Raw genomic sequence first — 24875 nt, 5'->3', positions numbered from 1 at the left:
TTTTTTGCAAATGATCGGGATGATTTAAATAGCTGTTCGTTTTTATAAAGAATTGACGATTTCTCTCTGTTCTTTGAAAAAAAGGATACGTTGCATTTCTCCGCTTTCCGAAATCAAAGTGGAAAACTTCTTTAAAGATTGCAGCCACTCTTTCTGTAAATCGCAGAAATCTTTGTCCATTGAGGTAAGAGAGTTGATTGCATATACACGAATGAGGCTCAATTGGATGTTATTAGCTTCGAAATAGCTGTAAGTTGCTTCAAAACTTATGTTGGATATATATATGTACATCTTTTCCCGTATTGAATTTACCTTTGGTTGCAACTTCTTCCAGTTTATCCAGTAAATCCAATAATTCTTGTTTCAGGCATGAAAGCTCTTCTTCTGAAATGAGGTGTATGCTTACAAAATATTTTATATTGTTCACAAGCGAAAAAAACATCATGCTATCCCATATATAATTTGTAGTATGAATCCGTTGTGTTTCATAGATAAAATCATTCTGGGCATTAATCAACTCGTCGGACAATTTCAGTTCCGAAATTTTTTTGATACAATTTACTTTTTCGTGCTGATACATCCACATGAAAAGCCGGAAGCGTGATAAATTGTCATATTTCAGATAAAAAGTCTGAGGTATGATATTGGATGCCGTACTTAGTTCTGCTGCGGGATTATCTCTGAAAGCCCTGAATATTTTTACATAATGGTCGATAATTGTGTAATAGCTTTTTATCGGGTTTGCATGGTGTATTATATTCAGATTGAACATAGCGTTGCCTTGTGCGCTACTACTGGCTATGTGGTCTAAAGATACACCTAGTTCTCGTGAAATAATGATTGCTTCATTGAATGTGAAAGGTACTTCTCCACGCATACGCCGGTAGACAGCTTCTTTCCCGATGTACAGAATATCCATTAAAGTGTTGGCTAAATTTATTCCATCGGGTATTTTTTCTTTCATTGCTTCAATTAACCCGTTGTTTAATACGTCGATTGTCATTTGTAAGACTCCTCTGTTAATTTGTTGACTATTATATTTATAATAAACAAAACTACAATCCGTTTGTTTCGAAAAACGCAAACTTTATCTTTTTTACCGGATAAAGTTTCGCTTTACAAGCCAACCTGTTTGGATACTTGTCAAACTAGAAACTTATTTCTTCTGTGATACATTTTATTAGCTACAAATACCTGAATGAGCGGACATAACTTTGTAATGTTGAATAAGAATGTATAATTTTAATATGAAAGAAAGATGAAAATGAACAAGTATTTAGTAATGGCTTTTGTCGCCATGAGCTTTGTTGCATGTAGCAATGAAGAAGATCCCATAAACGCGGGTGGAGATGGGAATGAAAACAGCAATGCGTCTGATGCCTATGCTGCATTTTCCATTTCGGTTCCATTTTCGGAGGCTATAACGCGTGCTACGGATGACGGAGTTGCTAAGGAAAACACGGTAACCTCGCTTCATGTGTTTATGTATGATGTTGTAGCTCCGTATGCGCCTACTGTTGCAGAATTTAGTGTATCCGGAGGGACACTTGGCCTAAAACAAGGAACCTCTAATGTCTGGGAAACCAGTAAAGCTATTAAAACCAAAAAAGCCGATAAACATATTTTTGTCGGTGTTAACCTGAATAATGATATAGTAAAAGAAATTACGTCGACCGGTTTTGGTGCTTTTAACTATCGTGAGTTTGCGCAAACTGTGGCCCAACTTACAGACGGAACAAACGGCTTTGTTATGTTCAACGATAAATTTCCTGTGGTAACTCCTGAAAACGCGTTGTTTGATACGGAAACAGAAGCAGAGGCGGCACACATACAATTAAGTGTAGACCGTACTGTTGCGAAAGCTGCCGTCTTTAAAGGTTCTGGCTTTGTAGTAAATGGCGGAGGCGAAATGAGTAATCTTAGTTATGGTTGGCGTAATATAAATTCGAAATTTTATTTTGTTCAGAAAGTAGATGGTGGAGTTATAAAGGATTATAACTGGGATCATTTTACTGTTCCTGTTGATTATTTTGTACGCGGTACGGATGAAATTGCTGTAAATGATAATGGAGTAGCAGCTACAGAGTTTTCGTATGCTTTAGAAAACACATTTGATTATTCCCCTTCTATAACTGTTGACGAAGCTACTTACCTGAGCATTTCGGGAAACTTCCGCCCTGATAAAGTAATTGCCTTGAAAGGCGGAGTCAGCACACCTCAAACAGGAGCAGATTTTGAAACGGTTAATAACAGCTCAGCTCCAAATTCTAATTTCTATGTAGTACGGACAAATGACGGGGTTGCCAATTATTTTGCAGACGATGCCGTGGCCACGGCTTTTGCGAACCTGTGTATTGCCGGGGCGAATGGTATGCCGTCACTGACAGGACCTTATGATGTGAGTAATTATACATATATTGGAGGTAAATGTTATTATCATGTGTTTGTGAATGCAAATGCAACTGCTGCTCCTTATGCTCCGTTTAATGTATACCGTAATCAATATTTTAAAGTTACAATCAATTCTATTCAAGCTCCGGGTAATCCGGGAGATAATTTTGATGACGGAAAACCGATCTCAACTGATGCGTGGATTGCTGTAGATATAGAAGTAAATCCATGGAATTTAATAGAAGAAAATCATGACTTGTAATTATACTTGATTTGGCAACAGAACAAAGGATAGAAATGAAACCGTATGCTATTCAGCCTAATACTGGTTTATCAGCCAGATTTGCCATACTCTTGTCGGTGCTAATAAGTCTGAGCTTTTTCACGGGATGTATCCGCGACGGCTTGGACGAGTGCCCGCAGGATGTGGTGCTCAAGTTTCGGTATGCAGTTTCGCCGGATAAGCCAACGGGCATACAACCTCCGGAAGTTGACTGTGTTTCTGTTTTTATATTTGATAAAGACGGATATTATCTGGATAGGATTGATTGCAAATCTATTTCGTTGAGTAACGGATATGAATTGGGTCTGCAGTTGGGAGAAGGCACATACCAGTTTGTTGCATGGGCTGGTTTAATGGAAAATCTTTGTTCTGTTGTTTCGTTTATCCCGGATGAAACGAAGATAGAAAATGCTTGGCTGCAATTGAATCGTGAAGAAGATAACACTATAAATTGTCAATCTCATTTATTGTACCATGGGATTCATGAGGCTATACATATTGAAAAAAGAAGTATAACAGTTGTTCCAGTCGATTTATATCGTACAACAAATGACATTCGTGTAATCGTAAATGGTTTGAATCCGGACAGGCGTTATTCCATGTATATTGAAGATAATAATGGCAAATGTGATTTTTATCATACAATTGCAGCAGACAATAAATTAACTTATTACCCTGATTATGGAGCTTCAGGTAATGAAGAAGGACAATTGGTAGGTGATTTTACGGTTATGCGTTTGCTTCCCGGTCGTGAACCTCGTTTGCGGATTGTCGATGATGTTTCCCGTGATGTACGATATGACGAGAACCTGATGGGAGCTCTTCTTGAAAAATACCCTGATGTCGATTTTGTTTATGATCATGATTTTACGGTGGAAATTACGTTTGGAGACGGCTATATGCCTGTAAGCATTAAAATCAATGGTTGGGAACTGAAAGAGGAGGAGGGCGATTTATAATGAGGAATTTACGAATATAGTTGTATCTCTTTCAAATAAGAAAAATACTTTATATCTTTGTTGCGATGTTGAAAAAGACAAAGAAATATATTATTCGATATGTGATGCTTCTGGCAGGTATCGTGCTGTTGATGTCGGTAATAGTTCCGCATCATCATCATGAAGACGGATTTCCTTGCTACAAATCGTTGGCAGAATCGCATCATGCCAATACGACACACGGATGTTGTTGTGACGGACACAACATTGCCTTTTTCTCATCATTACAATTGCACGTAACAGATATGGATGCCAATATGCATCTTTTCCCCCTGTTAGTGTTGTTTGATTATGTAAATCCTCCCGAACCGCTCCTATGTGATTGCTCTTTCCATAAAGAAAGTGCAGTCTATATAGAATCGCTGCACGATACGTGGATCGTATCGGCTTCCGGACTGCGTGCCCCTCCTATGTGCTAAAATAAATTTTTTCGGATGAAATTTAAATTTCTTTCGAAAGAAATTTTGTTTTCTCCCGGAAGGATTGTTTTTTCCTTCCATAATAATAAGCACAAAAACAAATTACATTTATGAAAAAGATATCAATCTTGTGGGTGCTTTGCGCCTACATTTTTGCCGGATGTGCAGGAAATGCTTCACAATCCGGACATGAGGGACATGATCATTCACATGAACAAGAAGCCCATGACCATGAAAACGAAGAAGGGCACGACTATGAACACGAAGAAGCTGCCGGCGAACATACTCCCGGTGAGGTGATCTTTAAGCAGGCATTGGCAGAAGCCGTTGGTTTGGAAACAATAGATTTGCAGCTTGCCCCGTTTACCAATGTTATTAAGACGAGCGGACGCGTGATGGCGGCTCAGGGAGACGAATCGGTAGTGGTTGCTACTGTGCCCGGTGTCGTTACGTTGGGCAGTCTTCCTTTTGTGGACGGAACATCTGTACGTAAAGGCCAGGCTATCCTGAGTCTTGCTTCCAGTGGCATTTCCGATGGTAATATAGCTGCTAAAGCTAAGTATGCTTACGAGACGGCGAAGAAAGAATATGAGCGTATGGAGCAATTGGTTGGCGATAAGATTGTTTCGGCCAAAGATTTTGAACAGGCCCGTTTGAATTATGAGAATGCCAAGGTGGCCTATGAAGCTGTGGCCGGCAAACAAACGGCAAACGGAGTATCTGTGGTTTCTCCAATCAATGGTTATCTAAAAAATATACAGGTGAAGGAGGGCGATTATGTTTCCGTAGGTCAGCCTATTGTTACGATTTCACAAAACAACCGTTTGGTGTTGCGTGCCGAAGTTTCGGAAAAGTATTACAACGAGCTGCCGGCTATTACGTCGGCCAATTTCCGTACTCCGTATGATAATGCCACATACAAATTATCCGAACTCCACGGACGTTTGCTTTCCTATGGTAAATCGTCTGATTCAAATTCTTTTTATGTTCCTGTAACATTTGAATTTGATAATAAAGGAGCCGTTATTCCCGGTTCTTTTGTGGAAATTTATCTGCTATCGTCTCCTATGGAAAATGTGTTGAGTGTACCAGTGTCTGCATTAATAGAAGAACAGGGCGTTTATTCTGTATATGTTCGTTTGGATGAAGAAGGTTATCTGAAGAAAGCGGTTACCCTTGGAGCGGACAATGGTTCGGAAGTGCAAATCCTTTCCGGTTTGCAACCTGGAGATAAGGTGGTAACCAAAGGTGCATATCAAATTAAGCTGGCTTCGGCTTCCAATGCTATTCCGGCACATTCTCATAGTCATTAAATCCGATAGTCATGCTGAATAAAATTATATATTACTCGCTGCATAATCGGCTGGTTGTTTTGGTTTGTGCCGTGTTACTGATGGTTGCCGGAACCTACACTGCGTTTAATACGGATGTGGATGTGTTCCCGGATTTGAACGCTCCGACTGTTGTTATTATGACGGAAGCAAACGGAATGGCACCCGAAGAGGTAGAACGTTTGGTTACATTTCCAGTAGAAACTGCAGTAAACGGGGCAATGGACGTACGTCGCGTACGTTCGTCTTCTACGACAGGATTTTCTGTTGTATGGGTGGAATTTGATTGGGGGACAGACATATACCGTGCCCGTCAGATTGTATCTGAAAAGCTTGCTGTTGTAGGTGAAAGTCTTCCTGAGAATGTGGGTAAACCTACACTAGGTCCGCAATCTTCAATTTTGGGAGAGATGATGATTATAGGACTCACAGTAGACAGTACGAAGAAAGAAGTTGTGCCTACTACCGAGATGGATTTGCGTACAATTGCCGATTGGACGATCCGTCCTCGTTTGCTATCTACAGGAGGTGTTGCTCAGGTTGCTGTTATAGGCGGTGATATTAAAGAATACCAAATCTTATTGAATCCCGATAAAATGAAGTTTTACGGCGTTGGTCTGGATGAAGTACTGACTATTTGCCGCAATATGAACCGGAATGCTAATGGAGGCGTGTTGTATGAGTTTGATAATGAATATATCATCCGTGGTGTTCTTTCTACTGCTAAAGCAGATGAAATTGCCAAAGGTGTGGTTAAGACAGTGGATAGTTATCCGGTTACTTTACAGGATATTGCTACTGTTAAAGTAGGTGGTAAGAGCCCGAAGTTAGGTTTGGCTTCGGAACGTACAAAGCCGGCTGTGCTGGTCACTGTTACCAAGCAACCTAATACAAGTACAATAGACCTGACAAATAAATTGGATGGCATTATTGCAGACTTACAAAAAAGCTTGCCTGCTGACGTGCATATCTCAACGGATATTTTCCGTCAGAGCCATTTCATTGATAATTCTATCAATAATGTAAAGAATAGCTTGTTTGAAGGAAGTTTCTTTGTTATCATCGTGCTGTTTATTTTCTTGATGAATGTACGTACAACAGTTATTTCACTGGTAGCACTTCCACTTTCATTATTGGTTACTATTATGGTACTCCATTACTTAGGGCTGACGATTAATACCATGAGTTTGGGTGGTATGGCAATCGCTATCGGTTCTTTGGTGGATGACGCGATTGTGGATGTAGAGAACGTATATAAACGGATACGTGAGAATCGTTTATTACCTGAAGGAGAGAGACGTTCTATCCTGGAGGTTGTTTTTGACGCATCTCGTGAGGTACGTATGCCGATATTGAACTCCACGCTGATTATTGTAGTCAGCTTTGTGCCTTTGTTCTTTTTGCATGGAATGGAAGGCCGCATGTTGATTCCTCTGGGTATTGCCTTTATTGTATCGCTGTTTGCCAGTACAGTAGTTGCACTGACGTTAACTCCGGTTTTGTGTAGTTATCTGCTGAATAGTTCTAAAGGAAGTAGTGCTGCAGCTTTGAAAGAATCTTGGGTGGCACTAAAACTGAAAGTTGTTTACGGCCGTGCATTGAAAGGTGCGTTAACTCATTGGAAAATAGTAGTAGGATCTACGTTGGCGCTTTTTGTGGTGGCACTGATTGTGTTCTTTAGTTTGGGGCGTAGCTTCTTGCCTCCGTTTAATGAAGGTTCGTTTACCATTAATGTGAGTACGTTGCCAGGTGTTTCTTTGGATGAATCGGATCGTATGGGACGGCGTGCGGAGGAATTATTGATGCAGGTTCCTGAGATACAGACTGTAGCACGCAAAACCGGTCGTGCAGAGCTGGATGAACATGCTTTAGGTGTGAACGTTTCCGAAATAGAGGCTCCGTTTGTGCTGAAAGACCGTAGCCGTGATGAGGTAATGAACGATGTTCGTAAGAAACTTTCCACTATTAGTGGAGCTAATGTAGAGATAGGGCAACCTATTTCACACCGTATTGATGCGATGCTTTCGGGGACGGAAGCCAATATTGCAATCAAGTTGTTTGGTACGGATCTGAACCAGATGTTTGCAATCGGTACTCAGATTAAAAATGCCGTTCAAGGTATAAACGGGCTTGTGGACTTGAAAGTGGAACAACAAATAGAACGTCCGCAGTTAACTATCACTCCAAAACGTGAGTTGTTAGCCAAGTTTGGTATTCCTCTTCCCGAGTTTGAAGAGTATGTTAATGTGATGCTGGGTGGAGAAGTTGTCAGCCAGGTTTATGATGATGGTAAGACATTTGATTTGACCGTGAAGACTTCGGATGCCAGTCGCGCAACAATGGAAGACATCAGGAACCTGATGATTGACGCGGATGGTAAAAAAGTACCGTTGAGTTATGTTGCTGATATTCGTTCGGTAACCGGGCCTAATACAATTAACCGCGAGAATGTGCAGCGTAAGATTGTAATTAGTGCTAACGTTTCCGGTCGCGATTTGCGCGGTGTGGTAAACGATATACAGCAAAAAGTTGAGCAGAGCATCAAGTTACCGGAAGGTTACCATATTGAATATGGCGGACAGTTTGAAAGTGAAGAAGCGGCTAGCCGTACATTGTTATTTACATCGTTTATATCATTCTTGGTTATCTTTCTGCTATTGTATAATGAATTTAAGGATGCAAAAGAAAGTGGCGTTATTTTGTTGAATCTGCCTTTGGCTTTGATAGGTGGGGTTTTTATCCTGTGGTTTACTTCAGGTGAGATCAGTATTCCGGCTATTATCGGTTTCATTTCGCTGTTTGGTATTGCAACACGGAACGGAATGTTATTGATAAGTCATTATACGCAGTTACGTTCCGAAGGCTATGCTTTGAAAGATGCTGTTATACAAGGATCGTTGGACCGTTTGAACCCGATCCTGATGACTGCGTTAAGTTCGGCGCTGGCTTTGATCCCATTGGCGTTGAATGGCGATTTACCGGGTAATGAAATCCAAAGTCCGATGGCCAGGGTGATTCTGGGAGGTTTGTTGACTTCTACTTTCCTGAACGGATTCATTATACCGATTGTTTATTTATTGATGAATAAGAATAAGGAATAAATTATGAAACGATATATTATTATAGCTTCATTGGCTTTTGTGGCTTTTTCAGGTTCGGCGCAGACTTCTATAGATTATGTTCTCCGCAGTATTGAAGAGAATAATAAAGATTTGAAAGCAAACAGCCAACTTACGACAGCAATGAAGCTGGAAGCGAAATTGGATAATAACCTGCCTGACCCTTCGGTATCATATGTACATCAATACGGTAATAGGGAAGGTATGGGGATCCAAGGAGAGTTGGTTGCATCACAGTCTTTCGATTTTCCTTCGGTTTATGCCCAGAGGAATAAGCTGGCAAAAACGAAATCGGTTGGAATGGATAGGCAACATGCCGGGGTTCGTCAACAAATCTTATTGCAGGCAAAAACGGTTTGCCTGGATTTGATCTTGCTTAATCAACAAAAGAATTTATTGGAAACGCGTTTGCAGAATGCCAAACAGTTATCCGAGTTGTATCAGACGCGTCTTACAACAGGTGATGCAAATATTCTGGAGACGAATAAGATTGATCTGGAACTCCTGAATGCACAAAATGAAGCTCGTCTGAATGAATCTGCGCGTATAGCAAAGCTGCAGGAATTGGCAACATTAAATGGTGGCGTTCCCATTTCTTTTACTGATACGGAATATGCTTCGGTTTCAGACATTCTTTCTTTTGAAGATTTGAAGCTGGAAGCGATGGAGGCTGATCCGCAACTGCTTTCTTTGCAGAGTGCGCAGGCAACGGCCTTACGGCAGATTAGCGTAAACAAAGCAAAAGGTTTGCCGGGTTTTGAGTTGGGTTATCGTTTGAATACGGCTACCGGCGGAGAACGCTTTAATGGCTTTTTGGTAGGAGTATCCATACCGTTGTTTTCTAATCGGAACAATGTGAAGCAGGCAAAAGCGCAGAGCTTGTATGCCGACTTGCAATTGGAGAGTACTACTTCTTCGGTGGAGAGCGAATTGTATCAATTATATAACCAATCGGTTGCGTTGAAGACTTCAATAGATGAATACGATCAGGTGCTCAATAGTCAGAATAACTTGGCATTGCTGAATAAGGCCATTCAATCCGGACAGATTTCCATGATTGAGTATTTTGTGGATGTAACCACTTATTACCAGAGTATGCAAAACTATATGCAGTTGCAGAACGAATACCAAAAAGTAATGGCTCAGTTGTATAAATATAAATTATAAAATATTTTTCCACCCTGCATGCAGTATTTCAGGAATCATTACATTTACTATATAAAAGCACTATATAAAGAGAGATGAGTGAGTCTGAAGTGACGGACAGATGCAGGGTGGGAGATAATCAGGCCCACAAAGAGCTATATGAGCTTTATGCGGAAAAGATGTTGTGCCTTTGTTACCGATATGCCGGCGACATTGATGTGGCGCACGATCTCCTCCATGATGGCTTTCTTAAAGTCTTTTCTTCCATTTCTTCTTTTACATATAAAGGCGAGGGCAGTTTACGTGCCTGGCTAAGTAGGGTGTTTGCAAACACGGCTTTGGAATATCTGCGCAGAAAGGATTTATTGCGCCAGGGTATATCTTTGGATGAAGTGTATGACTTGCCAAATGAACCGGAACCTGATGCATGCAATCTTTCAATGGATATTCTTATGCGCTTTGTTACGGATTTACCTTATGGCTACCGTACAGTATTTAACTTGTTTGTTTTTGAGCATTGGTCGCATAAAGAAATTGCGGCACAATTGCATATAAATGAGAAGTCATCTGCTTCACAATTAAACAGGGCACGTAAAATATTGGCTACCCGGATCCGGGAAGAATTAAAAAGAATAGAATAACGATGGATAAGGAACGCGACATATTGCATATATACCGTGAACGGCAAGATGAATTTCATCTTCCGTTACGGGATGGCGGATGGAATAGGCTGGAGAAGGAGCTAGTTCCTCAACCTGTTGTAGTTCGTCGTCTGAACTATCGCCGGTGGGCGGTAGCTGCAGCGATATTAGTTTGTGTTCTTCTTTCTATACCTATGTTTTTACCAAAAGAAGCTGCGGTACTTGTCTCAGATAGTCAACCAGTGAAGGTTGTAGAGCAGAAGAACGATCCGGTTATGGAAAAGCCTTCTGCTTTACCGCAGCATTCTAATGATCCTGTTCGTAAACATTTGATACGTCAGATAACGTCTGTATCTGTAGTTTCCGAGTCTCCTGCAATTGCAGAAGCAGAGCTTGTTCTCTCTAAACCTGAATTGGAAAAAGAAAGTGAGGCTGTTTCTAAAGAAGTACCTGTAAAGACTCAGAAGTCAAAGCGTTCTGATGCTGGACCTGAACCGGAACACAAAAAGGTATTATCAAAAGAAGTTGTAGACCAAAATAAAAAGAACCGGAAAAAGAAATCCGAAGGGTGGTCATTTGGCGTGGGTGGTGGTAGCGGCAAGACGGTCAGCGGAATGAATATGTTTAGTAATGATGATATGTGTAATTCTCCGGGCGATATGCAACCTCCTTTTGAGAATCCAGACGATCCTGACAATCCTGACGAAAAACCTGATAATCCTGAAATTGAGCCGTCGGCAACTCTATTGTCAACCAGAGCTGAACAAAGACTGCCTCAAATGAGAAACGCATCTTATGAATATGTGCACCGTATGCCTTTGTCTGTAGGTTTTTCTGTGAAAAAAAACATTACAGGTCGTTTCGGATTAGAGAGCGGATTGACCTATACTTTCCTTTATTCCGATATTAAGCAGTCCGGTACGAAAGGATATATAGGAGACCAACGTATCCATTATCTTGGTATTCCGCTGAAGGCGAACGGGACTGTTTACCGGAAAGGTATTTTCTCTATGTATCTCTCAGGTGGCTTACTGACCGAATATTGTGTGTCGGCCAAACGCCGCATTATCCACGAAATAACAAAACCGGAGATGAATAGATGGCAATTCTCTGTCAATGCAGCGATTGGAGCAGAAGTTAAACTGATTCATCCTTTATCATTATACATGGAACCTGGAGTTGGCTACTATTTTGATACAGGCGATGATATGCCGACTATCCGGAACGAACGTCCCTGGATGTTCGGCTTGCAATTGGGTTTGCGGCTCTCTTATTAGACAGTATTAATCTTAAATAATAGAAACATGAAAAAAGTGATGCTTTTGGCAGCAACGGCCATTCTTATGTCCGCTTGTAACAATGAAGATACCTGGTCGCCTCTTCCACCGCCAATACCTCCCAAACCGGCGCCGGGGATGGTAAGTGTTGATCTGAATGTCCGGTTGACGGAAAATACAACAACCGATCCTGCTGTACATTTTGTCTCCAAATGGAATGAAGGACATCGTATTCTGGGATATTCTATGAAAACGAAAGAGGCTTTTGATGCTTCTTTCAAATCGACTACTGCAAAGACAAGAACTTCGGTTATAGACCCGCGAAGGTTATTCTATCTGACAGATGGAATAGGAACGGACCTTGGTGTTGTTAAAGGCCTCGTGGTAAAAGGAGATGATTCTCTGGTTATTTTCCGAACGTCAATGGACATGTTACGGTTCAACTATGTGAAGCGGCAGTATAGGACAGACTCTGTTCCCGAAGTATTCCGTTATGACGATCTTATGGTAGGAACAGCTAAAATAGATACTGTAAACGGGACGGTGATAACGATGAAACATGCCACTTCCATTCTGGATATCAAACTGGTTAATAAGACAGGTTTGGATTTGCAGATTCGCAAAGTGACGGTTCGTCCTGCCGATGTGAATTGCTGGCCGTTCCATACATCTATGGATGAATGTATTTATATTTACTATGGCAGTATTGACGCCGGAAGTGCCAATACGCTGGTGGCCGAATATTCGAAAGGATATGTAGCAAAAGAGGCGACTTTTACAGTACGCCATTCATTGTTCCTGATTAATGATTCTATTCTGGATGGTAAGGCTTTAATCTATTCTGTCATGACGGATTCCGGAATATATAGCTATACGAAAGTCGGAAAGAAATATGAAGGAGGAATGCGCCATGTAGAAGAAATAGTAATGGAAGGGCAATAGCCTGTAAATAGATGTGCTATTCAATAAATGTCCGGAATTGTAAAATATTTTTACGCCAGTGTCCAATAATAAGACAATAAACAAAGTGAATATATATATTTACTTTGTTGTATGATAGCGTGTTATATGTTTTGGCATACTATTTGCTATAAACAATGAAGTTTAAAACATAATTGATGGTTTCTCTAAAGAGAAACAGCCCTCTCTCTGGTACGTGAGTATAAGAGAGAGGTTTTTGTATTATACTTTTGCTCCTTTCATCGATAATTTTTCGAGAAAATAAACCAATGCAAATCCAAGTATCATCAAACCTATAGCTTCCCATACTAATTGATTGGGCATAATATTAGCTTCTATCAATGGTTTGATTTCACCATGGCTGTCGGTATAAGTTTCTATTATTTCTTTCCATGGCCATACTTTATTAAGCGAACCTAGCATAAATCCTGCTAATACGGAAATTGTAATATCGTGGAATTTACGTAGAGCAAAAGACAATACTCTTGAAAAAGAAGTGATACCTATGATTGCTCCACAGATGAATGTAAGCATTATCGGAATATTGAATGTCTTTACAGCTTCCATTATATAGAAATATTTTCCCATCAATACAAGAATAAAACTGCCGGAAATACCTGGTAATATCATGGCACAGATGGCTATTGCTCCACTAAGGAAGATGAAAGGCAGGCTGTTGGATGTTTCAGCAGGCGTCGCAACAGTTATATAATAAGCAATAATAGCTCCGCTGATGAAGCTCAGGATGGTTTTCCAATTCCACTGTTTGATATCTTTAGCAACAAACCAGGTTGAGGCTAACACCAAGCCAAAGAAGAATGCCCAAACTAAAATAGGATGGTAAATCAATAAATAGGTGATAAGCTTGGCTAATGAGAATATACTGATGCCGATACCTGCAACAATAGACAACAGGAAGTTTGCATTGATCGCTTTCCAGAAAGCGGCAATTTTTCCTGTAAATAATAATTTTAATGAAGTTCCATTGATACTTTTGATAGAATTGATCAGTTCCTCGTAAATACCAACAATAAAGGCTATTGTACCTCCTGAGACACCGGGTACTACATCTGCTGCGCCCATTCCCATGCCTTTAAGAACCAAGAGACCGTAGTCTTTTAGATTTCTGTCCATTTTTAATTAATTTGTTAGTTACTGTTGTCTTTGTTTTTTAAAAATTCTTTTGCGAGGTCTTCCGGCGGAATGTGGCGGCTGATAAACGGATTGTTCAAATCTATTTTATCAAGGTTTATACCTGATTTTTTCAGGAAATTCATCATTTCCACAGGAGATGTTTGTTCATAATATTCCTGAAATCTCTTGATATCTCCCAATGATAAATAAGCCATAGCCATGTGGATATTCATATGAGGTATATCCGGGTTCCGTTGTAAGATCTTTTTGTAATAGAGTAATGCTTTTTCTATATCACCTTTCAGGTATAAATATTGACCTGCCCGTAAAAGGCTGTCACATCCTTCTTTAGTACCTTCTTCTTCTGCAGAGTCAATAGCTTTGAACAAATAGTCGGTTATTTGTAGTGCTTGTTCTTCATGATCATTTTCCAGATAGGTAAGAGCCAAAAGGGACAGTATCCGTACATTATCAGGAAAAAGTTTGATTGTTTTATTCAACATGGATGTAGCTTCTTTCTCCCTTTCGGTTTCCAGACAGCAACGGATAAAGTTTACGTAGACAGAAGGATCCTTTTCTGTATCGGTTTGCTTTAGAATTTCTTTTAATAATTTATAGCCTTCATCAAACCTTTCCAATTTAACATAGCACTCAGCCATAAGAGGTTTTACCCTGTAAAAAGATTCGCTGTCTATTACTTCTTTGTATGCTTCCAGTGCTTTTTCGTAATTCTCGTTCATATAGAGGCAGTATCCTCTTAATACTTTTAATTCAGGATCCGAATCATCACAGGTAAGAGCAAAGTCAAATGCTTCGATAGCCTTGTCATAATCAGGAATCATGGAATATAAACGTCCCAATGTGAACCAGTAATCATTGGAATATGGATTCTTATCTATTAATTCGTTGCATATATCAATTGCTTCCTGTATTTTTCCTTCGGCTTCCAATAAAAAACATAATTCATTTTTAAGAAGTTGGTTATCTGGAAAGATTGTTAAACCAAGCTCCAGAAATTCACGGGCTTCTTTCTGGAAATCCAGATCGTTTAATATTGGTATAATGCATTCGAAGATGGCTTCAGAATATTCGCAGTCATTTGAAATAAGATCTTTAGCGAATTTAATAGCTTTCTCCGATTGATCTGTATAGCAATAACATTCGATTCGTAGAATATCCAGGTCTTCATTATTCGTTTCACCAATGTTTTCGATGAGTGCTAAGGCTTCTTCGTAGTTATCGTTATATGCATATCGCCTACATTCTCTGATTTTCAGGGTTGTATTGTTTGGATGAAGTTTTAGGCCAAGCTCTAGTATTTCATCATAGTAGGCGTAATCGTCAGACTTTTCAAAGCTTTCAAGCAAATCATCAATCTCGTCGGCATCAAAATAAGGTTCTTTGCCTGAATCACGAGTATCCAGATAACGTTGCAATAAGCGTGAGATATCGTCTTTTTTCATGTCTTAATATTTAGTTAAATGCCAATATGCCAATAAAGTTATTATTGGTACATTGGCATATTGAAGAATTGACTCATCATTTTTATTTAGTTTTGATTTTCGACCATGTATCTTTCAGAGATACAGTGCGGTTGAAGATCAGATTTTGAGGTGTAGAGTCTTTATCTACATTAAAATAACCGATACGTTGGAATTGTAGATAATCCAAAGGCTTAGCATTTGCCAGGTATTTCTCTACATAACAATTTGTCAATATTTTTAAAGAGTCCGGATTGATCATTTCCTTCATTGCGTCTAAGACAGAGCAATCCTTTGTTTCTCGTATAGTAGTTAGTTCGTCACGCGGATTTTCTACTTTCCACAGACGGTCGTATAAGCGCACTTCGGCAGGTAGGCAATGTGCACAGCTTACCCAGTGTAATGTACCCTTTACCTTGCGGTTGCTGTCAGGCATGCCGCTTTTGGTGTTCGGATCATATTCGCAATATACCTCTACGATTTCGCCGTTATCATTCTTCTTACAACCTGTGCATTTTACGATGTATGCATTTTTTAAACGAACTTCCTGTCCAGGTGTCATTCGGAAGTAGTTTTTCGGTGCATCTTCCATAAAGTCATCACGTTCCATCCATAGTTCGCGGCTGAATTCAATGTGATGGCTTCCTGCCGACTGATCTTCCGGATTATTGATTGCTTCCATCTCTTCCACTTGTCCTTCCGGATAATTGGTGATGATTAGTTTTACCGGATTGATAACAGCGGATACACGGGTTGAACGTGCATTCAGATCATCGCGAACGGCACTTTCAAGCAGGGCAAAGTCATTCAGGGCATCATATGTAGTGTAACCTATTTTGTCTACAAATTTACGTATCGATTCCGGAGAATAACCACGTCGACGGAATGCGCAGATAGTAGGCATACGCGGGTCATCCCAACCGTTCACTAATCCTTCTTTTACCAGAATCAGCAGATTACGTTTGCTCATTAACGTGTAATTCAGGTTCAGTTTGTTAAACTCTGTCTGATGCGGGCGATTGTCGTCCAAATCTTTACCTTCTTTCAACCAATCAATGAATAAGTCGTATAACGGACGGTGAGGTACAAACTCCAATGTACATAATGAGTGTGTAACCCCTTCAAAATAATCGCTTTGTCCGTGTGCAAAGTCGTACATCGGATAAGCTTTCCATTTATCACCCGTACGATGGTGCGGAGTCTTGATGATACGGTAAATAATCGGATCACGAAAATGCATATTGGGGTTTGCCATGTCTATTTTGGCACGCAATACCATTGAACCTTCCTCCAGCTCGCCACTGTTCATTTTCAGGAATAGTTGCATATTTTCTTCTATCGGGCGGTCACGATACGGACTATTGGTTCCCGGTTGTGTGGGAGTTCCTTTTTGTTGGGCGATCAGTTCGGCACTTTGTTCATCAACATAGGCCTTTCCTTCTTTGATCAATTGTATGGCGAAATCCCACAATTGCTGGAAGTAATCGGAGGCATAATATATTTCGTTCCAATGAAAACCCAGCCATTTGATGTCTTCCATAATGCAGTCAACATATTCCATATCTTCCTTCACAGGATTGGTATCGTCGAAGCGGAGGTTGCACACGCCGTTATGGCGTTCTGCAATACCAAAGTCCAGACAAATAGCTTTAGCATGTCCGATATGAAGATAGCCGTTCGGCTCCGGCGGGAAACGAGTCTGAACGCGTCCTCCGTTCTTACCTTCAGCCAAATCTTTTTCAACCATTGCTTCAATGAAGTTCAAGCTTTTTTTACCTTCTTCTTCGTTTGTACTGATGTCGCTCATATTATTATGTATTTTTCCAATAAGGGAACAAAGGTAATGAATTCTTTGCTGCTTACATAATGATGCCTCCTTTTTCCTATATTTGCTGCTTAATTAATAATAGATATTGATATGGAGCTGTTGAATTTTCTGATTGACTTCGTTTTACATATCGATGCGCATCTGGCAGAGTTGATAACTACGTATGGTGTTTGGGTTTATGCCATTTTGTTTATCATTATTTTTTGTGAAACAGGCTTGGTTGTTACTCCTTTTCTTCCCGGTGATTCCTTATTGTTTGTAGCAGGTGCCCTGGCTGCTATGCCTGCGAACCGGATCAATATTCATTTGATAGTTCTGTTGTTGATTATAGCTGCTATTCTGGGAGATGCTTCCAATTACCTGATCGGTCGTTTTTTCGGCAAGAAATTGTTTAGTAATCCCAAATCGAAGATATTTAAACAGAGCTATTTGGAAAAGACGCATGCTTTTTATGAACGCCATGGCGGAAAAACGATTATTCTGGCTCGTTTTGTTCCTGTTATCCGTACGTTTGCGCCCTTTGTTGCTGGTATGGGGGAGATGACTTATCGCCATTTTGCCCTGTACAATGTTGTAGGCGGTATTATTTGGGTTACGTTATTCTCTTATGCCGGTTATTTCTTTGGTGGATTGGAGATTGTGCAAGAAAATCTCGAATTGCTTATTGTTCTTATTATTTTTGTTTCTGTTTTACCTGGTATAATTGAAATACTCCGGAATAAACTGAAAGCTAAAAGAGACTGATAAGCAATGCAATATTCAGTATTGTTACCATTGTGCCCAGAAGTAGTAAAATAACCATAGTGGAACGGCTGTTTGCATAAACTCCCATAACTTTTTTGTTGGAAGTCAGATAGACTTGTGTAAAAACCGTTATCGGTAATTGTATACTCAGGAACATTTGTGATATAATCAATCCTTTAAACGGGTCTCCGATCACAAATATGATGAGTAGGGCAGGAAGGAAGGATAGCAATACACCCAACTTGGAGTGCAGATCGCTATGATTGTATGGTTCTCCATAGAATCCTGCGAAAATAGAGGCTCCGGCAATACCCGAAGTAATGGTCGAAGAGACACCTGCTAATAGCAGAGCTGCTGCAAAAATAACGCCGGCGTTGCTACCAACCAGCGGTACTAGTAATTGTTGTGCCTGATCCAGTTCATCTACAGCAACTTTTTGCTTGAAGAAAGTTGCTGCGGCCAGTATAATCATAGCAGAGTTGATAGCCCAGCCAATTACCATAGATAATAAAGTGTCGTAAAATTCATACTTCAACTGTTTTTTGATGACAGTTTCGTCTTCCAAGTTCCATTCACGGCTTTGTATCACTTCCGAGTGCAGAAAAAGATTATGGGGCATTACAACAGCACCCAATACGCTCATGATAATAAGTAACGAATTGTCGGGGAAAGATGGTTTTATCCAGCCTTGAATTGCTTCGCCCCATTGTACATCCACCAAGGCAAGTTCGTAAAGGAATGATAGCCCGATTATGGAAACAAACATGATAATCCATCTTTCAATTTTGCTGTATGTATTGCTTAATAACATGGCTATACATGCAACCGTTACGATTATAGAGCCGATTTTTATAGGAATACTGAACAACATACGCAAAGCGATTGCGCCACCCAGTATTTCTGCTAATGATGTAGAAATACTGGCCAGCATAGCTGAACCCAGAATCGGGCGGCTCAGAATACGCGGCAGGTATTTGTTGGTTGCTTCCGAAAGGCAAAGCCCGGTGACAATTCCTAAATGGGCTACGTTATGTTGTATAATGATCAGCATAATGGAAGAAAAGGTTACGACCCAAAGCAATGCGTAACCAAATTCGGAACCTGCTGCCAGATTGGTTGCCCAGTTTCCCGGGTCGATGAAACCTACGGTAACCAGAAGTCCGGGGCCAATATATTTTAATAGATCTAATGCGCCTGAGCTGGGATGATGATTTTTCTTTAGTTTGTCAAGTATATTCATGTTTTTCAAATGTAGCTGTTTTTGATTTCTAACACTGCAAAGGTAAAATTTGTTGTTAAATTTTATATAACATAAGGCTATTGAATATCTTTAAGAGTTTATTGATTCTTTTTATCGGCAACGGTTTGTTATTTTTCTTAGAGTAAAATTAGAGAGACAAAAAAACACACATCCGGGAGAAAATTAAACTTCATCAGCGGAAATATGTTAAGGAAACATCAATATAAATGTCGTCTTTTTTGTGGAAGGAGAACTTTTCAGGGTTATGCTTCCTCCCGATAAACGCATAATCTGACGGGAAATGGAAAGTCCTATACCGCTTCCGCCTTCTTTGGTAGTAAAGAACGGTATGAAAATATGTTCGGCCTCTTCCGGAGGAATAGCAGGGCCATTGTTGCTTACTTCAATAAATACTGCTTCATCCTTATTACAGTAAGCTGTTAATTCGATTAAACCGTTTTCTTGTTCATGGCCAATTGCTTGCATGGCGTTTTTAAGTAGGTTCAAAACAACTTGCGAAATGAGGTTTTCATCGGCATAAACAATTAAATCGGTCGGTTGGACATCTATCCGAATGCTTATATTCGGATAATTGTTGTGGTGCCGGGCAAGCTGCACCATCCGGTCTGCAAACTTCGATATATAGAATAATGAGGGTTGCGGAGTTGGGATATGAGTAAATTTACGGTATGACTCAACAAATGAAATTAAGCTTTTTCCTGTTGTACTGATAACTTCCAGACCATTCCGGATTTCTTTATTGGCATCTCCATGGATGGAAAGTAAAGTGTCGCTTAATGAAGTCATAGGGGTTACCGAGTTCATAATTTCGTGTGTCAATACGCGCGTCAGTCGTATCCACGAGTCAATTTCTTTTTCGTCCAGTTCGCTGTTAATGTCATTAAGCGCAATAATACGGACATGTTTTTCCTGCAATGTCATTTCAGATACGCGCAAGGAAAGATGTACGGTTCCTCTTTCGTTATTAAAAGATATTTGGTGTTTTTCTCCGGGGAGCACGGACGATATGGTTTGCTCTAATTCTTCATCAATACGTCCTAACTGTCTGACATGAGTAAAAACAGTTAGCCCGAGCAATCGCAGCGCTTCGTTGTTTGTTTGAAATATAACACCTTTGTCGTCTATAACTAAAATCCCCGTATTAACGGAGTTCATGATAAGTTCGTAATACTTTTCTTTTTGGAGCGCTTCGGCTTTGGCCTGAAACAGAATTTGAGTGATGCGGTTCAATGACTCGCTAACCATTTTATCATTTGATGAACGGCCGCTGGTTGCATATTTGAAAGCATAGTCGCTATTGTCTATAGCATCAAACATAAATGCTATTTTTTGCGCATTACGTTTATACAACGTGCGCATCATCTGTATACTATATAGCCATGCTATACAGATAAGTATGCAAAATTCCCAGTATTGTTGCAGACAACAATACGTGAATGCTCCTGTAGTGATAAGCAGTAACAGAAGCCGGAATGTAAGACTATAGTATATACCTTTTAGCATCGCTTGGTAATCGGGTGTTGAAAATTATGACAAGCTATATTTCAATTTCCAATCAAATTTCGTATCTCTTTATTTTATTATATAATGTTTGTCTTGAGATTCCCAATTGGTTGGCTACTAAAGACAGGTTCCCTCCAAATTTGTCCATAGCATTTTTTATCATGTTATATTCCATTTCCTCTAATGTAGTGATTTCTTTTGTTTGTGTCTCTTTTTTGCGGGGAAAATCAAAATCGTTGCTATCTAAAGTGTCACCTTCACAGATAATAACCGCTTTTTCAATGGTATGCTCCAATTCACGGATATTTCCGAACCAAGGTTGTTGTTTTAGTTTTTCTTGTGCATCGTTGCTCAGATGCAAAGTAGGTTTACTATAGATATTTCCATATTTGGAAAGAAATATTTCAGTTAATGGTATAATATCTTCCAAACGTTCCCGCAGGGGAGGAATTTCAACATGAATCGTGTTGATACGGTAAAGCAAGTCTTCACGGAATTCTTCTTTTTGTACCATTTCCTGTAAATCCTTGTTGGTAGCGCAGATCAGACGTATATTAATAGGTATGGGTGTATTGCTTCCTACGCGGATAATACTTCTTCTTTGCAGGGCTGTCAGAAGTTTAGCTTGTAGGTGAAAGGATAGGTTGCCTATTTCGTCAAGGAACAAAGTGCCGTTATTGGCAACTTCAAACTTTCCCGAACGATCGGCACGGGCATCCGTAAAAGCACCTTTTACATGGCCAAACAGTTCACTTTCAAATAATGTTTCTGTAATGGCTCCCATATCTACAGGTACCATAGCTTCGTTCTTTCTGTTAGAGAGCAGATGTATTTCCCGCGCCAGCATCTCTTTGCCTGTACCGTTTTCTCCGGTAATTAGAATATTGGCATCTGTTTTTGCAACTTTATCTATCAGTATGCGCAGTTGCTGCATGGCGTTGCTTTCGCCCCAAAACATACCGCTTTCCTTTGATATGACCTGCTTGTCATTTGTTTTTTTCTGATTAGACGAACGTAAGTTGTATGCAGTTTGTAATGTTTCTATTAATTTGGCGTTATCCCACGGTTTTACGATAAAATCGGTTGCACCGTCTTTAATGCCTCGTACAGCCAGGTCTATATCTGCGTAAGCCGTAAAAAGTACAACTTGTACGGATGGATATTCTTTTTTTATTTCCGAGAGCCAAAAAAGCCCTTCGTTACCGTTATTAATACCGGAGCTAAAGTTCATATCCAGTAATACAACGTCTATGGGTTCATCGTGTAATGTCGATTTAATCTTATTGGGCGTAGAGATTGTGATTACTTTTTCAAAGCAAGTACCCAGCAGCATTTGTACGGCTGTAAGAATTCCTTTGTTATCATCTACAACGAGTATGGTTCCTTGTTTTGCCATTTATTATATTAAGTGTAATGAGTACGGCAAAGATAATGTATACTATCAGAATTACTCCAATTCTGTTAAACAAAAAATAAACTCATAACTATGAATCAAAAAAATCATCGGGATCTTTTTATAAAATCATCCTGATGTTTTGAATAAATGATCGTGAACATTTTTTGTCTTGTCCAATAATTTTACAATACTGTCCAATTTTTTGACACTGTGCTGACTTTGTTGTTTTTGTAATAGTTTGATAAATAGTTTATTATTCGTTTTGGCATGCTCTTTGCTTCTTTGTTGGTAGAAAATAATAAAGAAATGAAACAGATATTACTTACAACAATTCTTTCGTTTGGTTTGGTTACTACAACGGTGGCACAGGAGAAATTCTGGTCGCTAAATGATTGTATGCGGTATGCCGTTGAAAATAGTCCGGCCGTAAAAAAACAAACATTCACTTATGATACGTATAAGGCAGAACGTAACGCATCGGTGGCTTCTTTCTTTCCAACGGCTTCTGCCAACGTAGGCGCCCAGTATAATTTTGGCCGTTCTATTGACCCGGAAACAAATACATATAATAATACGTCTACCTTTAATAACTCGTACGGCTTGAGTACCCAAATTCCGATTTTTACCGGTGGTCAGTTAATAAATCAATGGTTGTTAGGAAAGTCGAATGTGAAAATGGGTAAGAATGATATTCAGAAGAAAAAGGATGATCTGGCATTGGAAACGATGCAGGCTTATGCAGATGTTGTATATTATAAAGGTACAATCAAGATGGCTGCCGAGAAATTGGAGGAGAGCCGGCGCACACTTTATAAAACAAAACGTCAGGAAGAGCTTGGGCTGAAAGGTAAAGCCGATGTTGCCCAATTTGAAGCTCAGGTAGCTACGGACGATTATACATTAACACATCAGCAGAATCTTTATAATACGGCATTGTTGACATTAAAGGAAAAGATGAATTATCCTTCCGACCTGGAGCTGGAAGTAGATACGCTTTTGCCGGATGTTTCATTTGTTACCGTCAATGAGAATGTAAATGAAATATATGATTATGCGGAGGAGAATAATCCTACATCCCAACAAGCTGATTTTCAGTTGCAGGCCGCTAAATATCAATATCGTATGTCTAAAGGTGCTATGTTGCCTCAAATCTATTTTAATGCGGGTATTTCTACAAACTATTTTGAAAATCTGAAATCGGAGGCATCTCCGGCCAGCTTTAACAGTCAGTTTAAGAATAACCGTGGCGAATATTTAGGATTTACTATTAGTTTTCCGTTGTTCAACGGTTTGAGTAAAGTAACGAACCTCCGTCGTTATCGTAATAATTTGCGTATCGCAGAAGAAACGAAAACGGAAGTACTTCGTCAGTTGCAGAATGCTGTTGAACAGTCGGTTTTAGATCGTGAAGGCTATGCAAAAGAGGCTATTCAGATGGATAAACAAGTTAGTTCGAATGATTTGGCATATCGCATAACACTTCGCAAGTATGAAGAAGGTTTGATGAGTTCCCTGGATGTACAAACAAGTTCGAACAACCTGCTTACTTCAAAGGCTAATCTGCTACAGAAAAAGCTGATGTATTTGATGAAGAGTAAATTGGTTGATTACTATAAAGGAAAACCGCTTGTGGAAGCTGAAAATTGAGAATAGAAAATAACAAATTAAGAAAATAAAAATCAAAATACAATGGATATACAATTAGAAAAGAAAAAAGGCGTTCAAAAGAAGCACATTCCGTACATTGCAGGTGGAGCTTTATTTGTAGTATTGCTGGGATGGATTATTTTTGGTGATCATGCTTCTACATTAAAAGTGGACGCACGAGGCGTTAGTATTGGTGATGTGACCCGTGATCAGTTTAACGATTTCTTTCGTGTTGATGGCCAGGTACAACCAATAACTGTTGTGCAACTTAGCCCCGAAGAAGGAGGTATTGTACAGGAAAAGGTGGTTGAAGAAGGTGCTCATGTGAAGAAAGGAGACATTATTGTACGTCTTAGCAATTCTAATCTGGATTTACAGATATTGAATGCCGAAGCCGAATTGGCGGAAAAGCAGAACTTTTTGCGTAATACACAGGTGACAATGGAACAAGATAAGCTGACCAATCAGACTGAAAAATTGCAGTATGATATGGATATGACGCGTTCTTTGCGTGCTTATCGCCAGCAAGAACAATTATATAAAGAAAACCTGATTGCAAAGGAAGATTATCTGAAAGCAAAGGAAGACTATGAATTATCATCCAAGAAACATGCTTTGATAACGGAGCGTTTACGCCAGGATTCCCTTTCCCGTACTATTCAGATGGAAGAAATGGAAGCTAGTTTGGCAAATATGCGTAAGAATATTTTGTTGATACGCGAACGTAAAGAAAACCTGAATGTTCGTTCGCAAATTGCCGGCGAGTTAGGATTGCTGGATGTTGTCTTGGGACAGAATATCACTCCGGGTCAGAAGATCGGACAGATTAATGATTTGTCTGACTATAAAATTGAAGCTATGATTGACGAACACTATATAGACCGTGTAAAACCGGGGTTGAATGCAACCTTTGAACGTCAAGGTTCTAACTTTGCTCTTTCCGTACGTAAAGTCTATCCTGAGGTACGTGATGGTAAATTCCGCACTGATTTGGTTTTTACGGGGGAACGTCCGGATAATATCCGTAGCGGACAGACCTACTATATTAATCTTGAATTGGGCCAACCTACCGAAAGTATTATCATACCAAAAGGCACGTTCTTCCAGAGTACAGGAGGAAGCTGGATATTTGTTCTTGATAAAGACGGAAAGAAGGCATATAGACGCAGTATAAAGATTGGTCGCCAGAACCCGCAGTATTATGAAGTACTTGAAGGACTTGAAGCAGGAGAAAAAGTTATTATCTCAAGTTATGAAAGCTATAAGGATAACGAAGTGTTAGTACTCGAATAGTTACAGGCAACAAGAAACAAAAA

General features: G+C 39.7%; 18 protein-coding genes and 1 pseudogene. 12 read left to right on the top strand and 7 right to left on the bottom strand.

Annotation, left to right across the window (positions count from 1 at the left end):
• Positions 1-42 precede the first annotated feature (42 nt).
• Positions 43-1003: pseudogene (locus CTY47_RS13875) on the bottom strand (hypothetical protein).
• A gap of 261 nt (positions 1004-1264) precedes the next feature.
• Here CTY47_RS13875 and CTY47_RS13870 point away from each other — a divergent pair.
• From CTY47_RS13870 to CTY47_RS13830, 9 genes are all read left to right on the top strand, one after another.
• Positions 1265-2653, top strand: a complete 1389-nt coding sequence (locus CTY47_RS13870) for an Mfa1 family fimbria major subunit (RefSeq protein WP_233202198.1) — start codon at positions 1265-1267, stop codon at positions 2651-2653.
• A gap of 11 nt (positions 2654-2664) precedes the next feature.
• Positions 2665-3633, top strand: a complete 969-nt coding sequence (locus CTY47_RS13865) for a FimB/Mfa2 family fimbrial subunit (protein WP_143813398.1) — start codon at positions 2665-2667, stop codon at positions 3631-3633.
• Between the two features lie 65 nt (positions 3634-3698).
• Positions 3699-4091 (top strand): DUF6769 family protein, encoded by a 393-nt coding sequence (locus CTY47_RS13860; RefSeq protein ID WP_099465380.1) that lies wholly within the window; start codon positions 3699-3701, stop codon positions 4089-4091.
• A gap of 110 nt (positions 4092-4201) precedes the next feature.
• A complete protein-coding gene (locus CTY47_RS13855) occupies positions 4202-5404 on the top strand; it encodes an efflux RND transporter periplasmic adaptor subunit (RefSeq protein ID WP_099465379.1) in 1203 nt (400 codons plus the stop codon).
• Between the two features lie 11 nt (positions 5405-5415).
• Positions 5416-8523, top strand: coding sequence for an efflux RND transporter permease subunit (locus CTY47_RS13850; protein WP_099465378.1), 3108 nt, complete (start codon positions 5416-5418; stop codon positions 8521-8523).
• A gap of 3 nt (positions 8524-8526) precedes the next feature.
• Positions 8527-9708, top strand: coding sequence for a TolC family protein (locus CTY47_RS13845; protein ID WP_099465377.1), 1182 nt, complete (start codon positions 8527-8529; stop codon positions 9706-9708).
• A 74-nt stretch (positions 9709-9782) separates the two neighbouring features.
• Entirely contained in the window at positions 9783-10328 is a 546-nt protein-coding gene (locus tag CTY47_RS13840; protein WP_099465376.1) for an RNA polymerase sigma factor, read from the top strand.
• A 2-nt stretch (positions 10329-10330) separates the two neighbouring features.
• Complete coding sequence (locus tag CTY47_RS13835) at positions 10331-11605, top strand: porin family protein (protein ID WP_099465375.1); 1275 nt, start codon at positions 10331-10333, stop codon at positions 11603-11605.
• A 27-nt stretch (positions 11606-11632) separates the two neighbouring features.
• On the top strand, positions 11633-12547 hold the full coding sequence (locus tag CTY47_RS13830; protein ID WP_099465374.1) for a hypothetical protein: 915 nt from the start codon (positions 11633-11635) through the stop codon (positions 12545-12547).
• A gap of 240 nt (positions 12548-12787) precedes the next feature.
• On the opposite strand, the gene CTY47_RS13825 is transcribed toward CTY47_RS13830, so the two are convergent.
• From CTY47_RS13825 to CTY47_RS13815, 3 genes are all read right to left on the bottom strand, one after another.
• A complete protein-coding gene (locus CTY47_RS13825; RefSeq protein ID WP_099465373.1) occupies positions 12788-13699 on the bottom strand; it encodes a DUF368 domain-containing protein in 912 nt (303 codons plus the stop codon).
• A 14-nt stretch (positions 13700-13713) separates the two neighbouring features.
• Positions 13714-15162 (bottom strand): CDC27 family protein, encoded by a 1449-nt coding sequence (locus CTY47_RS13820; RefSeq protein WP_099465372.1) that lies wholly within the window; start codon positions 15160-15162, stop codon positions 13714-13716.
• Between the two features lie 82 nt (positions 15163-15244).
• Positions 15245-16987 carry a glutamine--tRNA ligase/YqeY domain fusion protein gene (locus CTY47_RS13815; RefSeq protein ID WP_099465371.1) on the bottom strand — a complete coding sequence of 581 codons (1743 nt, stop codon included), beginning with the start codon at positions 16985-16987 and terminating at the stop codon, positions 15245-15247.
• Positions 16988-17098: 111 nt separating this feature from the next.
• Between CTY47_RS13815 and CTY47_RS13810 the strand changes: the two genes are divergently transcribed.
• Positions 17099-17752, top strand: coding sequence for a DedA family protein (locus CTY47_RS13810; RefSeq protein WP_099465370.1), 654 nt, complete (start codon positions 17099-17101; stop codon positions 17750-17752).
• Here CTY47_RS13810 and CTY47_RS13805 read toward each other — a convergent pair.
• The 3 genes from CTY47_RS13805 to CTY47_RS13795 all read right to left on the bottom strand — a co-directional run bounded on the left by CTY47_RS13805 (position 17739) and on the right by CTY47_RS13795 (position 21912).
• The gene (locus CTY47_RS13805) at positions 17739-18992 is read right to left on the bottom strand and encodes an Nramp family divalent metal transporter (protein ID WP_099465516.1); all 1254 of its coding nucleotides are present in this window, start codon (positions 18990-18992) and stop codon (positions 17739-17741) included. The genes CTY47_RS13810 and CTY47_RS13805 overlap by 14 nt on opposite strands.
• Before the next feature lie 207 nt (positions 18993-19199).
• Positions 19200-20516 carry a sensor histidine kinase gene (locus CTY47_RS13800; protein ID WP_099465369.1) on the bottom strand — a complete coding sequence of 439 codons (1317 nt, stop codon included), beginning with the start codon at positions 20514-20516 and terminating at the stop codon, positions 19200-19202.
• A 52-nt stretch (positions 20517-20568) separates the two neighbouring features.
• Complete coding sequence (locus tag CTY47_RS13795; protein ID WP_099465368.1) at positions 20569-21912, bottom strand: sigma-54-dependent transcriptional regulator; 1344 nt, start codon at positions 21910-21912, stop codon at positions 20569-20571.
• Positions 21913-22218: 306 nt separating this feature from the next.
• On the opposite strand from CTY47_RS13795, the gene CTY47_RS13790 reads away from it, so the two are divergent.
• Together CTY47_RS13790 and CTY47_RS13785 are read left to right on the top strand one after the other, a co-directional pair.
• Positions 22219-23559 (top strand): TolC family protein, encoded by a 1341-nt coding sequence (locus tag CTY47_RS13790; RefSeq protein WP_099465515.1) that lies wholly within the window; start codon positions 22219-22221, stop codon positions 23557-23559.
• Positions 23560-23601: 42 nt separating this feature from the next.
• Entirely contained in the window at positions 23602-24852 is a 1251-nt protein-coding gene (locus tag CTY47_RS13785; protein ID WP_099465367.1) for an efflux RND transporter periplasmic adaptor subunit, read from the top strand.
• The last annotated feature ends 23 nt before the right edge of the window (positions 24853-24875 follow it).

The organism is Parabacteroides provencensis (assembly GCF_900232875.1).
In the GTDB taxonomy this organism is placed as follows: domain Bacteria; phylum Bacteroidota; class Bacteroidia; order Bacteroidales; family Tannerellaceae; genus Parabacteroides; species Parabacteroides chinchillae.
This window is presented reverse-complemented; position numbering and strand designations above follow the sequence as displayed.